General features: G+C 37.2%; 10 protein-coding genes and 1 pseudogene. 5 read left to right on the top strand and 6 right to left on the bottom strand.

The window, feature by feature from the left end; translation table 11 throughout:
- Positions 1–118: 118 nt before the first annotated feature.
- The 3 genes from CHI06_RS19200 to CHI06_RS19190 all read right to left on the bottom strand — a co-directional run bounded on the left by CHI06_RS19200 (position 119) and on the right by CHI06_RS19190 (position 2830).
- Entirely contained in the window at positions 119–418 is a 300-nt protein-coding gene (locus CHI06_RS19200) for an amidohydrolase family protein (protein WP_095250226.1), read from the bottom strand.
- A complete protein-coding gene (locus tag CHI06_RS19195; RefSeq protein WP_095250225.1) occupies positions 415–873 on the bottom strand; it encodes a hypothetical protein in 459 nt (152 codons plus the stop codon). The genes CHI06_RS19200 and CHI06_RS19195 overlap by 4 nt, the downstream gene beginning before the upstream one ends.
- A 286-nt stretch (positions 874–1159) precedes the next feature.
- The gene (locus CHI06_RS19190; protein ID WP_095250224.1) at positions 1160–2830 is read right to left on the bottom strand and encodes a M4 family metallopeptidase; all 1671 of its coding nucleotides are present in this window, start codon (positions 2828–2830) and stop codon (positions 1160–1162) included.
- A gap of 743 nt (positions 2831–3573) precedes the next feature.
- Here CHI06_RS19190 and CHI06_RS19185 point away from each other — a divergent pair.
- On the top strand, positions 3574–5370 hold the full coding sequence (locus tag CHI06_RS19185; RefSeq protein WP_095250223.1) for a glycosyl hydrolase family 18 protein: 1797 nt from the start codon (positions 3574–3576) through the stop codon (positions 5368–5370).
- A 438-nt stretch (positions 5371–5808) separates the two neighbouring features.
- On the opposite strand, the gene CHI06_RS19180 is transcribed toward CHI06_RS19185, so the two are convergent.
- From CHI06_RS19180 to CHI06_RS19170, 3 genes are all read right to left on the bottom strand, one after another.
- Entirely contained in the window at positions 5809–7146 is a 1338-nt protein-coding gene (locus tag CHI06_RS19180) for an acyl-CoA reductase (RefSeq protein ID WP_095250222.1), read from the bottom strand.
- Positions 7143–8336, bottom strand: coding sequence for a LuxE/PaaK family acyltransferase (locus tag CHI06_RS19175; RefSeq protein WP_095250221.1), 1194 nt, complete (start codon positions 8334–8336; stop codon positions 7143–7145). Before CHI06_RS19175 ends, CHI06_RS19180 begins: the two co-directional genes overlap by 4 nt.
- Positions 8337–8432: 96 nt before the next feature.
- Positions 8433–8735: an EthD family reductase gene (locus CHI06_RS19170; protein WP_095250220.1), complete on the bottom strand. Its 303-nt coding sequence runs from the start codon at positions 8733–8735 to the stop codon at positions 8433–8435.
- 153 nt (positions 8736–8888) lie between these two features.
- On the opposite strand from CHI06_RS19170, the gene CHI06_RS19165 reads away from it, so the two are divergent.
- The 4 genes and pseudogenes from CHI06_RS19165 to CHI06_RS19150 all read left to right on the top strand — a co-directional run bounded on the left by CHI06_RS19165 (position 8889) and on the right by CHI06_RS19150 (position 12335).
- Positions 8889–9089: a YitT family protein gene (locus CHI06_RS19165; RefSeq protein WP_095250219.1), complete on the top strand. Its 201-nt coding sequence runs from the start codon at positions 8889–8891 to the stop codon at positions 9087–9089.
- A gap of 542 nt (positions 9090–9631) precedes the next feature.
- A complete protein-coding gene (locus CHI06_RS19160; RefSeq protein WP_095250218.1) occupies positions 9632–10159 on the top strand; it encodes a hypothetical protein in 528 nt (175 codons plus the stop codon).
- A gap of 382 nt (positions 10160–10541) precedes the next feature.
- A pseudogene (locus CHI06_RS19155) lies at positions 10542–11308 on the top strand (SDR family NAD(P)-dependent oxidoreductase).
- Positions 11309–11390: 82 nt separating this feature from the next.
- Positions 11391–12335: an aldo/keto reductase family protein gene (locus tag CHI06_RS19150; RefSeq protein WP_095250217.1), complete on the top strand. Its 945-nt coding sequence runs from the start codon at positions 11391–11393 to the stop codon at positions 12333–12335.
- Positions 12336–12570 lie beyond the last annotated feature (235 nt).

Genomic DNA, 12570 nt, shown 5'->3' with positions numbered 1-12570 from the left:
TCACTCCTTCCTTGTAAAAGACTTTAGATGTATATTTTAAAAGAGTGATATATAGTAATTAATTTTTTTGTAGGTTTGACATATTTATCAGGTTCTTTGTTAAATAGGAATCATTTTATCAATCAATTAATCCTAAAAAGTTTTGCCCCAGAATATATTCCTTTTGGTTATCAGGAATTTGAAGTGAATCAATCCAAAGAACCTTACGATAACCTAAAGATTCAACAGCCATCTTTACAATCGATCGATTTAGATAATCACTTGATGTGTCAACAAATACATTTGGTTGATCCTTAACGTATTTCCATAGTTTTTTCCAAAAAGGAAGACCTGCATGAGCATAAATTAATTTAAGTTTGGGGTAGTTTTCGGGTAAATATTGATAAGAATCAGGTTCTGAAGATAGATGAATAATCATAGGTATGCCTTTGATTCACACAAAGCCGCAATAGGATCAATTGCTTTAATACTATATTGATGCATGAACGGATGAGCTTTCACCCCAATAAAACTTGGGTTATTAAGATAGAATTCTACTTCTTCCATAGATCCGGGAATCAAAGGGTTCACTGCTATCCAGCCTAGAAACCGGTCTGGAAATCTAGCAATTGCAGTAGCAACAAAACAATTGCTTGGCTTAGGATAAATCTTGTATGAATTGCCATAAAGTTTCAAATAGCCATCTTTTACTAGACCATCATAAATTTTAAGTCCAATTTGAGGTGCATGAAGTATTAGAAAACGGAACAAGCGTTGTAAATGATGTTGAAAAGCGCTCTCTATTTCAAACATTGTTTCATTCATAGGGGCAATTAGCACTGTTTTAGTTACATCATTTTTATCCATACCCTCTACCATTTTTTCTAGTGTCAAAATTTTTCATCCACATGAAAATGGCAATCAACAATCATTTTAACCTTTCCCTTCTAATTTCTATTGTATTAGCAAACTACTCAACTGTATTTCTTCTAGCAGAGTATCCTTTTTTTAGCTTAAGTAAGAAGAACATCGGAAAGCTTTAAGAGGGAAAACTTCACGTACGGTTTGATGAGGGGGAACTGAAATTAAAAGAGATAGCGTAAGCTACCTCTTTGAAATCAGTTCTCTACTTTACAACTAGATGGGAAGGGTTTCCCTTATTGCGATTCTATGATACTAGTTACTTTACACCTACTGCATCAAACGATTTATTTACGGACGTAACTTCATTTGAAGTTGCACCATAAAGGTCAGCAGCCGCTTGAGCGAGAGCAGCACGAGCCTGGCTAAAAGTAGAGGATTTAGTTAAGTATACTGTATTAGCACGGTAATAAATATCACCTAACTTATCATTACCAATGCCTGTAACAGTTACACCATAATGTGTTCCACCTTTTGCTAAAAGGTAAGCTGCTTTATTAATAATTCCGCTATTAATATGAACTCCACCGTTATCAGCTTTTCCAGTGTAAAGCTTAGAGTAATGATCAGGATCACCATATTTTGCTGGATCGCTCATCGAACGAAACGCGTCATTCGCAATACTTGGAGTATAAATATCTTCCCCAATTTCATAATCCGGGTTGTTATTATCATAAAACTCAACAAGCGTTCCGAAAATATCAGATATTGCTTCATTTAGTGCGCCAGACTGATTTTGATAGATTAAATTTGAAGTAGAATCTGTTACTGCGTGAGTTAGCTCATGCCCAACTACGTCGACGCCTCCTGATAATGGAATGAAATTAGATCCATCCCCATCACCATAGACCATTTGTCGACCGTTCCAAAACGCGTTGTTATAATTACTACCATAATGAACACTAGATTTTACTACTGCGCCATTATCATCATAAGAATTACGATCAAAAACATTTTTATAATAATCATATGTTTTACCTGCATAATAATGAGCATCGACAGCTGCCGCATCATATGTGCTATTTAGGAGGTTATCAATACTTGTCCATAGAGAACCGGATAGACGAGTACGATTCGCCGCGTCATATGTGAATATGCCTCCACCTCTTGTATTATCTTGTAGATAATATGTTGACCCCGAAAGCGTCATATTTAGCAGCTTGGAATCTCCAAGAACCCCTTTACCTGTTCCGGAAACATTTGATCCAGTAATTGAACCACCACTAGGTTTACCTTCATCAGATGTAGTTTGACCGTGTGCTTCATCAAGATCATTATAGCTATTTAATATGTTTCCTGTTGAAGCTTCAATAAAATAGTTATAGTTTCCAGGTTTTGGAGATAAGAAGTTTAAGTTTACAAGATAAGCATACGTAGCTTCATCTCCATTTGTATAAACTACTAGATCAGATGTTGGGTTTTTTTCATAATCAGGCGTATATCCAAGGTCTGCTTCCGCAATTTTAATCGATTTATTGGCATTAACTTTCTTTTCTTCTTTAAGTCCTTTTTTGGATTCCAGGTTAGGAGCTACAGTACCAGAAAAAACGGTTAAAACTCCATCATCCGCTACTAATGCTGCTTGAGTTGATCCCCAAACAGGAACACCATTGTATACTTGCTGAAGTCGAAGAGCAGTAGAACCAAATTTGTCCTTTTTACTAGATTGGATGATAAATGAGGCTTCAGATGTTTTCGATCCCAACTTGAATTTATCTTTATTCTCATTCACATAAGCATGTACAATGCTCTCAGGACTTTTTGCTGATGGTTTTGTTAACTCACCTGATACAAATTCAGGAGAATCCACCGACTCGTTGTACTTGTAATTAGATAAAACATTTTTTGGTGCAGCATATGTAGATGCTGCTGCCAATGTACTAGCTGCTAAACCGAATGACAAACCAAGTGCTAAAACTTTTTTATTCAACAAAACTCCTCCTCTTTTTTTGTTAAAATAATTTTATAATTTTGTGAACATATAGCGATAACGAAACCTATCATGACATGTTCAAATTTAGTTTAAACTATTTTCAAAATTTTGAATAGTTTTATTTTTATCGACAATTAGCTACAATAATTATGATTTTAATAGAAAAATAACCAATAGTATTGAATATATTTAGAATGGATTTTTTTGAGATGATAAGGTTTTGGTTGAATAAATATGGAAATTTATTGAAGTAATTAAATACGAGAATGATGTATGAATTTCCTCTAAGGATGTCAATTATACTGTCGATGGCGTTAATACTGAAAATGATACATATACTATTAATGTTGATGTACCAAGTATCTATAGGAAAAAAATAGTAGACTATGAACAAACCAGCTTAATTATATGAAGCAGAAATGTTATATCCAAAAAACGGGATGAAACTATTAGAAAAAGTCTGTCCAAGTATTAATTGGGTAGATTGCTATGAGAAATTCTAAAGATAAGGAACTTGATAAATTAGAGTCTTTTTATAAGGATTGGTTACTCTATCAGGAAGAGGATGATTTTTTCCGTTTTGAACAAACAACAGTTTCCTATTAGTGTGTAGCCCTTTTATCAGCTTATTTGGGAATAGACTAAAATTTGCTACTATTTGCCACTACATTATCCTTTTTCCTCCTATTAAAATTAAGTAAACATAGTTTGCTATTTTAATAGGAGAGGCAGGAATTGCCATGAATCCACGATTACAAAACTGCTTTAAAATCTTTACTGTTTTCTTTTTAGTGTTTCTCAGCCTTACCAGTAATTTCACTGTCAGTGAAGCCGCAAAAAGGGATCGAAATGCACCAACTGCACCAACTAATTTGAAGACAGCAGGAATTACTGCTTCGACTGTTTCATTAACTTGGACTAGCTCTACGGATAATATTGGGGTTAAAGGTTATGATGTTTACAAAAATAATATCTATATCGGAAATACTTCCTCAACCTCATATACAGTGGGGAATTTAAGTTCCAATACGTCTTATAGTTTTTTCATAAAAGCGCGGGATGCAAGTGGAAATGTTTCTGATCCAAGTAATGCGATAAATGTTACCACTTCCGCACCGGCAGTCGATCAGCCACCCCAAGTAAGCAGCTTTCAGGTTTCTCCTATTGCGAGTGATGGCCAGACTATAAGTGGAACGGTTACATTGTCTGTTGATGCAAGTGATGATAAAGGAATAAGCAAGGTAGAGTTTTACAGCAATAATGGCGGGTATTTAATTGGAACTCGAACTGCAGCACCATATAGTATGAATTGGGCCACCGACCCATGGGTGCCGGATGGCAGTCAAACATTAAAGGTAATCGTTTACGATACTGCCAATCAAAGTGCGCAGGTTTCCAAAACGGTCATTGTAAGAAATACAGTTACCCCTGAACCAACCGCCTATAAAAGAGTCGGATATTTTACCGGCTGGTCCACTTATTCAAATTTTCAGGCAGCCGATATTGATGCAAGTAAACTTACCCATATAAACTATGCATTTGCCAACATTTCTTCAGATGGGAAAATTGCATTAGGGGACTCGTGGGCAGATGTTGAAAAAAACTTTCCAGGAGATACGACCGAACAGCCTTACAAGGGAAATTTTTATCAATTAACAAAGCTCAAACAACAATATCCTCATTTAAAAACATTAATTTCTGTGGGAGGCTGGACATGGTCCGAAAAGTTCTCGGATGTAGCCTTGACGGAACAATCCAGAACGATCTTTGCTGAAAGCTGCCTGCAATTCATTTTGAAATATGGATTTGATGGAGTTGATTTAGATTGGGAATATCCAGTTGGCGGGGGAGAAGCAGACAATATAAACCGTCCTGAGGACAAGCAGAATTTTACTCTTCTTTTAAAAAAAATAAGAGAAACAATGGATGCTCAGAGTGCAAAGGATGGGAAAGAGTATTTGTTAACCATTGCAGCTGGAGCGGGCAGCACCTATGCTGCAAATACAGAACTGAACTTAATTCACCAGTATGTGAATTACATCCAGCTCATGACGTATGATATCCACGGATCCTGGGACATCATGACAGGGATGAATGCTCCATTATACCGTGATCCCGAGACAGGCTTCTCCTGGGAGTGGAGTGTACAGGATGCAGTCCGGATTTTTCTTAATAATGTGGTGCCTGCCAATAAACTCATCATGGGAGTTCCTTTCTACGGCAGAGCCTACAACCAGGTAACGAATATGAATAATGGTTTATATCAGTCATTTATGGGCGGTGGTTCGGCTATCAGATATGCGGAACTGGAAGCGAATTATGTAAATAAAAATGGGTTCATCCGTTACTGGGAACCGGATTCCAAAGTTCCATGGCTGTTTAATGGATCTCAATTTATCAGTTATGATGATACAGAATCAATAGGATATAAAACCTCCTTCATAAAGGCGAATGGCCTGGGTGGTGCTATGATGTGGGAACTTAGCCAAGATCCCAATAAAGTTTTATTATCAAAGATTTATAATGATTTGAAGTAAAGCATTTAATAAAAAAACGATTAACTCTTTTAACAAGTCGAAAATCCCTGCCTTAAAGAAAGGCTGGGATTTTCTTTTTTTTCGAAATTTCGCCTACAGTTTTTTGAAACCTCGCATTTACATGAGTCTCAGGTCTGCGCTGGTTTACTAGGGCATGTTGTTTTTTTGTTGCTCATTCATTTGCTCTATTTAGGAATTATGCCGAACAAACACTTGAATAGGTTCAGAATTTTTTCATCATTTTTATAGATATCAGAATGTTCATTTTTATTAATAAATAATCTCATTATCGTTTTTCCCCTGCTTTATTTTTATTATGTTATTTTATGGACGAAAAACAGAAGGGGGAACTCTGGTTAATTTCGACGTTTGATTTTCAAGTCAGAAAGCATTAGGATTTGGATTATAAACTAGGAGTAGAGAAGTAGAGAATAAACTTTATTCTGGGCAAGAATGAATGGTTGTCAAGGCACTTAGATTATATCCACCATCGTGTGAGGCACCAGGTGCTGGAAAGCTCATTTCTCCAATCCGTGATATTCGTGATACGCCAAGGTATGTGGCAGCATCCAAGAAGTTCATATCCTTTCCTTCGTATGCCATTACTTGAAGAAGCTTTCTCTGTTGACGGTCGTATGACTTCAAATAATTGAGTACTTCTGTGCTTGAGGAAACGGGACAGACAAATATAAATCGTCCTGTTGAAGCATTGATGGCAGCATTGTCTGGCAATGTATTCGATATCACCACAGTCCAGCCATTTGGATCTTTTGAAGCCAGTACTTTTCCTTGACCACTCATTCCATATTTAAGACTATATTGCTGTCGTTGGGCTGCGACAAGTATACTTTTTCCGATATCAGTCCGTGAAACTGGCCATTTGACATCAGCCTGACTAAGGGAAATGGCAAGAGACTCTGCCAACGCTTGAGCGTCTGCGCCATCATCCCCTGAACGAACCAGGATAAACCTTGGTGACGAACAGGCTTTTTGCTCCCATAACACTATATCAATGGAAATTCTTTTTGCAAGCTCCGTTACATCCTTTTGCATCAGCCCATCTATATATGAAAAACTAAACTTAGGGCCATGTGAGAGTAAGGGCACATCATACTCTGAAGCCAGAAGAGATATAGCATGCTGAGATTTTTCTCCACCCCAGTGAATTGCTCCGTCTAGTACAGGGAATAGTGTTTGAAAAACTTCATGATCGGAACCTGACCATTGTAGAACAGATATCTCATTATTTAGTTCTGGTGCAAGTGATAGTAAAGAACGGACAAATGCCGTTGAAAATAATGGTTGATCAGATGGGACTTTGATGAGTGCAATATTTTTAGTCAATAATCCAAAAGTAATGCTAAGAGGTGCAACGATTAAGGCATTACCAGCCAAATTATGCAATATCAACCCCCGAGGATGTCGCCGCAACAATATCCCTTGAACCTTTATCCAATTGTCGAGGATGTTTCCATCTTCAAGCTCTCTATCCACCATGGCAAAAAGGTACTCCTGCTTTAGGAATTTGCAGACCGTATCAAGTTCTAATTCAACGAGCTCGGGTGAATGGCCTGTAGCGGTTGCTAGAAAAGGTAGAACTGAGGCGCGAAAAGTGGGATCTGACCAAAGTTTCCCAACCGCATCAAGCAGGTCTATATAATATGAAACAGGGCGGCTCCTTGCCGTCGATATTCCATTTCTAAGCTTTTCCGCTTCAGCTCTTGCTTCTATAGAACCAATACATCGAGTAGGTTCAAATAAATTATTAACTGTCATTCAAACATCACCCCACATCCAGCTTTATGAGAATGAGGAACACGGCCATGAATACGGATAGTAGTTCGTTTACTCCCATAAATTGATGGGTCAACAAGACTGACTAAATCATCGACTAAAATAGCTGTTCCAGTATGGGTGCTCATCCCATAGGGAGTTATGACTTCAAGGAGCCCCTCTTTACCAAACTCTGAAATTGGTTTTAGTGTAAATGGATCCCTAACAAGAATATGTGCCCAAGGAGGAATTTCATATATAAAATCTCTTAAGTTAGAATTATAATGGCCAGCAAACGTTGCGGAGGATTCGGAAAAACCAAATCGATCAATAATGTGTTTCGGTAGAATACCTAGAATTTGCATCAAATCTGAAACAAAAGCCTCCTTTGATATTGTTCTTCCGATATTTACCTGCCCCTTTTTTCCATCCCATCCACCTGCTCCTGCAAGGATGAAAGTATTGGGTCCGAGGTGGAAAGTCTCACCGGTTCGCTTATAATGATCTACAATAGTTAAGTAGAGTAAAGGGGTTGAGCCAATCAATAATGTTCTTCCTTTATCTTTATCTGCTTCCCTTAGACCTTCAAGCAAAACAGGAACATTGACCTCCAATTTTTTAGAATGTTGATTTAATTCTAAAAGATATTGTGTTTTAGTTGGTTCTTTTGTAAAACGCTCTGAATCAATAATGTACGAAGCAAATGGTGCAGCTTTTTTCCCATCAATTAGGCCTATGGATGCTCGCATAGCTTTTGGATCAGGCCAAAACATAAGGCAACGTTCTAACGGCTCTGTACCAAATAAACGGGGATAAACGGTAAGATATGATCGTTGATAAGTACCGACATCTTTCCATCTTCGGCCTGATAAACTGGGATCTCCACTTGTGCTGCTGGATAAGGTCCAAAGGTCAATTTCCTTAACAGGTATACGTAAAAGCTTGGAATAAAGTCCAACAGACCGTTTGAATGTTTGAGAAGTGATATAGGGGATTTTTGTAAGGTCGTCAATGGTTTGTAAATCACGATTTGCATCAAAGTCCTGTTCCTTGCACAGAAAGCGATAAGCTTCACATTCGTTCACTGAATCAATTAAAGTATTTCGTAAATCTATTAAAAATTGCTCCTTGGTTAAATTCCAATTTCCTACTGCATTTAAAGCGTTATCATCAATGGGTAACAAAGCCGCCAATCAAACTCACCCCTTTGTAAATCGAGATTACTATTATTAGTAATATGAATATGATGAAATGAAAAAGAACAGCCGTGGAGTGACTTGACATACCTATTATTCAACAATTGTGATGATTGGAGGTTTAAAAAGGTATTTGAATAAACTTTCTCCGTCTGCTTCTGCAGCTTGTGCCTCAGGGCTAGACAATGCTTCATGTAATTTATCGATGTTTTCAAATTCAAGTTCAGTAATTAAGTATAAGTTTAAGTTGGTATTTTGTGACTGAATGACTCGTCGTATAGTTTCACTCTTAATATGGGGAATCTTCCTTCCAAGCGGAACATGAACATCGAAGTAATGTTTTTCAAATCCTTCTATATCCTTTGGTTGTTCATACAGAATGATAATTTTAGCCAATAGACAAAACCTCCTTAATGTTAAATCATTCTATAATATTCAACTGTTTTTTTAGGCATACCATTTTTATAAACTCTAGATTGTCTTTAACTGTGTTAGTGAAGGAGCGATTATAACATTTGTCACTTATTCTTAATTTCAAGATGGTGACATATGAATAGAATAAAAAGACTGGACAAGGTGATTGTTATTTTTCAGAAATTAATGGCTTTGATCATTGGCAGCTTGCTATTAGGAATTGGGGTAAACGGGTTTCTCGTGCCCAATCATATAATTGATGGTGGAATCCTTGGAATTTCATTAATACTTCATTACTTCTTTCATTTTCAGACAGGAAAGACAATGGTGGCTTGATCTTTATATGAAAGGGGCTATTTTTTTAGCAGTTTACAAGGGTTGTTAATTTCATCTTTGTTTATCGATTTGCTTGCACCCTTACGTAAAGAATTCTCCGTATCCCACCTTGGCAGTGCATTAATAGGAGGAGTTATAGAACGAAACCGATGTTTTCTAACCTTGTTGATAACGAATGCTTAGAGGAATGGGAAGGCATGTGCTCTCATTTAAAAGAGAAGTTATAGGGAGATCTGTCATTGGTCAACGAAAACTATAAGTCAGCTAATAGCTTGTATGAAAAGTGGGAAAAGCTTCTTGAGGAATCGTATTCCTATCAAGAAGAAATTGAAGTTTGACTAAAATAAAGATTAAGGTATTTCATTTTATATTACCTAAAAAAAGGAAGTGGCAGGAAGACCAGCCAATTCTTCTATTTAAGCAGTCATTATACTGGTAGAAGAATACTCTATCTTCTAACGCGAATTACGGCAATATTACATCTCTTTTTAGGGTGTAGTATAAAATTCAAAAGGTTTGTTAGGAGATTTATATGTACATAAATGAAGGAGTCAAGGAAATCTGTAAAAGAATTGGAATTGCATTTATTGCTGCGATTGCCACTGGAGCAGTTTGTGGAATTTTGCTACGAATCATTATGCGTATCTGCTATCGCTTTTCCGGAATTGGCAAGTGGTGTAACGATCGAAGGAGTTTTGCAGTTGCTTGGTACAGGAATAGGTTCCTGTTTAGCGATCAGTTTCTTGTTTATATTAGTAGAAATGTATCTCCCACATCATTGGTTTAAAAAAGGATTCTTATTTGGGATTATGATTCTAGCTATTTACGGTACACCAATCTTAACCAATCCCGGTACCGAGTTGACAGGGTTCCAAGCAATGCTCACGATTATACTCTTTTCTTGTGTGTTTATTACTGGAGGACTTTTGATGGCATATTGTTTTTGTAAGGTTGATAGATGGGTACGAAGCCGACACTATGAAAAGGTATTATATATTAGTTTTTTGGTATTTTTCATTCCAGCTTTAGTTATGCTTGGGGAAATGACGTTTGCGCTTTTTGAAAAATGATATCTAGAATTTGAGCGAGTTGGTAGTCAGTCCAAAATGAAATGCATCTAGTAACGAATAGCCTAATTTCTCCATTTTAATGCTCAGAAATTGGGCTTTTTATATTAGGATTTCCTTAACGTTGTAAATCAGCATTTTCCTGACGCTACCACATTTAGCGTAGGGGAAATCGGCTTTTTTTCTCCTAAATTAAAGGGTATGCAGCAGGTATGTAATGGTCCCCACACTTTTTTGTGTAATGTAATAAAGAGAGTTTGATTAATATTTTTGAACTGTGGAAGGGGATTTGCCCTTTTATATCGAATTAAAGTGAAAGCGAAGGCAATAGCAAAAAAATAAGGAAACCAATATAAAAAAGGCTTACACAAGAAAGGAGATAATAATGGATTTAGGTTTAAAAGGAAAGGTCGCATTAATCACCGGGTCGAGCAGAGGAATTGGATTAGAAACGGCCTTTCAGATAGTGAAAGAAGGAGCAAAAGTAACGATTTGTGTTAGAAATGAGGATCGTTTAAAGGAGGCAGCAGCCTAAATTTTTGAACAAACAGGAAAAGAAGTATTAGTTGTCGTAACCGATGTTACAAAGGAAGACCAATGTAAAAAAGTAGTAGAAGTGACCATAGAAAAATATGGACGTTTGGATATTTTAGTCAACAATGCCGGAACTGCACAGGCCCACGCGTTTGAAAAAGTAGAAACCGAACTTTGGAGACAGGATCTAGATTTAAAATTATTTTGTACGATTCATTGTGCCCGTTATGCCGTACCGTATATGCGCCAATCGGGAGGAGGCGCGATTGTCAATGTCACAGCAATTAGTGGGAAAACACCTCCTTCTACTTCACTGCCAACTTCTGTTAGCAGAGCAGCGGGGATGGCTCTTACAAAAGCAATGAGCAATGAGCAAGGACCTTGGCCGGGATAATATTCGCGTCAACACCGTATGTATTGGCTTAGTACGGAACGAACAAATGGAAAAAATATGGAGAAACCAAGCACCGGAACATTCATGGGAAGAATTCTCCCGGAAAGACCATCAATTTCCTCTTGAACGTATCGAAAGTGATTACATTCCTTGTTTCGGATGCAGTCTCTTATGTTACAGGTACTTCACTGAATATTGATGGCGGTGTAGCTGGAACTTTATAATCATAAGTAATAATAAACGAAAAGAAACATAAGTTTATTTGAAAGACATTTTCTAAAAATAGTCCAAGGAGGCAGGATTTCGATGAAATACAGAAGATTAGGAAATAGTGGTTTAAAAGTAAGTGAAATTAGTTTAGGAAGCTGGTTAACCTACGGGAAATCTGTCGAAGAGAATATTGCTGAAAAAACGATACATAAAGCGTATGAAATAGGGATCAACTTTTTTGATTCTGCCAATGTCTATGAGCGTGGTGAAGGTGAACGAGTCATGGCTGGGGCTTTAAAGGAATATCCACGTGACTCTTATGTGATTACAACAAAGGCGTTCTTTCCAATGGGTGAAGGTCCGAATGATCGGGGATTATCTAGAAAGCATATTACCGAGCAAGTAAACGCTAGCTTAAAGAGAATGAACTTAGACTATGTGGATGTTTTTTATTGTCACCGTTTTGATCCAGAAACACCTGTTGATGAAACATTAAGAGCGATTGATGATTTAATTCGTCAAGGGAAGATCCTCTATGCCGGGGTAAGTGAATGGAGCGCAGCGCAAATTGAAGAGGCAATGCGTGTTGCCGATAAATATCTCTTAGATCGAATCGTGGTGAACCAGCCGGTCTATAACATGTTTAAGCGCTATATTGAAAAAGAAGTCATTCCAGTGAGTGAAAAATATGGTGTAGGACAAGTTGTCTTTTCTCCACTCGCTCAAGGGGTTTTAACAGGAAAATACAAGGGAAATAACCTTCCAAAGGATAGCCGCGCTTCAAATGCAGAAATCAATACCTTTATCAAAGGCATGCTGAATGAGGACATTTTTTCAAAAGTAGAACAGTTAGAGAAGATCGCAAAGGAATTGGATATCACGCTACCTGGTCTTGCTTTAGCCTGGATCTTAAGACAGCCAAATGTTTCGAGCGCTTTAATTGGTGCAAGCAGACCAAGTCAGGTGGAAGAGAATGTGAAAGCTGTTGAAATCGAACTTCCAAGTGAAATTATTCAAAAAATTGAGGGCATTCTTGCTTAACAACTAATAGCGAAAACTACTATACTTATAAAAAATATTGATTAAATCAGGGTTCCCACTGTTAGTAAGCCGTTCTCTTTTGGAGTACCTACAGAGGAAAAGGCATAAATAAAAACAAGTATAAAAGCAGTGCATTTCAAAATTGCACTGCTTTTAGCACTTTTATTAAGCAAATATAGGGTAATTACCGAGCATATGGAGGTGAACAAATGATATAAGAAAGTAATGAAACAGT

This window comes from Bacillus sp. 7884-1 (assembly GCF_002272245.1).
GTDB lineage: Bacteria > Bacillota > Bacilli > Bacillales > Cytobacillaceae > Neobacillus.
The sequence above is the reverse complement of the archived record's forward strand: the minus strand, read 5'-3'. Positions and strand labels throughout refer to the sequence as shown.

Coding starts and splice junctions, on each gene's coding strand:
- CHI06_RS19180 (WP_095250222.1), bottom strand. CDS start 7,146: ATGACAGTTAATAATTTATTTGAACCTACTCGATGTATTGGTTCTATA.
- CHI06_RS19150 (WP_095250217.1), top strand. CDS start 11,391: ATGAAATACAGAAGATTAGGAAATAGTGGTTTAAAAGTAAGTGAAATT.
- CHI06_RS19185 (WP_095250223.1), top strand. CDS start 3,574: ATGAATCCACGATTACAAAACTGCTTTAAAATCTTTACTGTTTTCTTT.
- CHI06_RS19200 (WP_095250226.1), bottom strand. CDS start 418: ATGATTATTCATCTATCTTCAGAACCTGATTCTTATCAATATTTACCC.
- CHI06_RS19165 (WP_095250219.1), top strand. CDS start 8,889: ATGAATAGAATAAAAAGACTGGACAAGGTGATTGTTATTTTTCAGAAA.
- CHI06_RS19160 (WP_095250218.1), top strand. CDS start 9,632: ATGAAGGAGTCAAGGAAATCTGTAAAAGAATTGGAATTGCATTTATTG.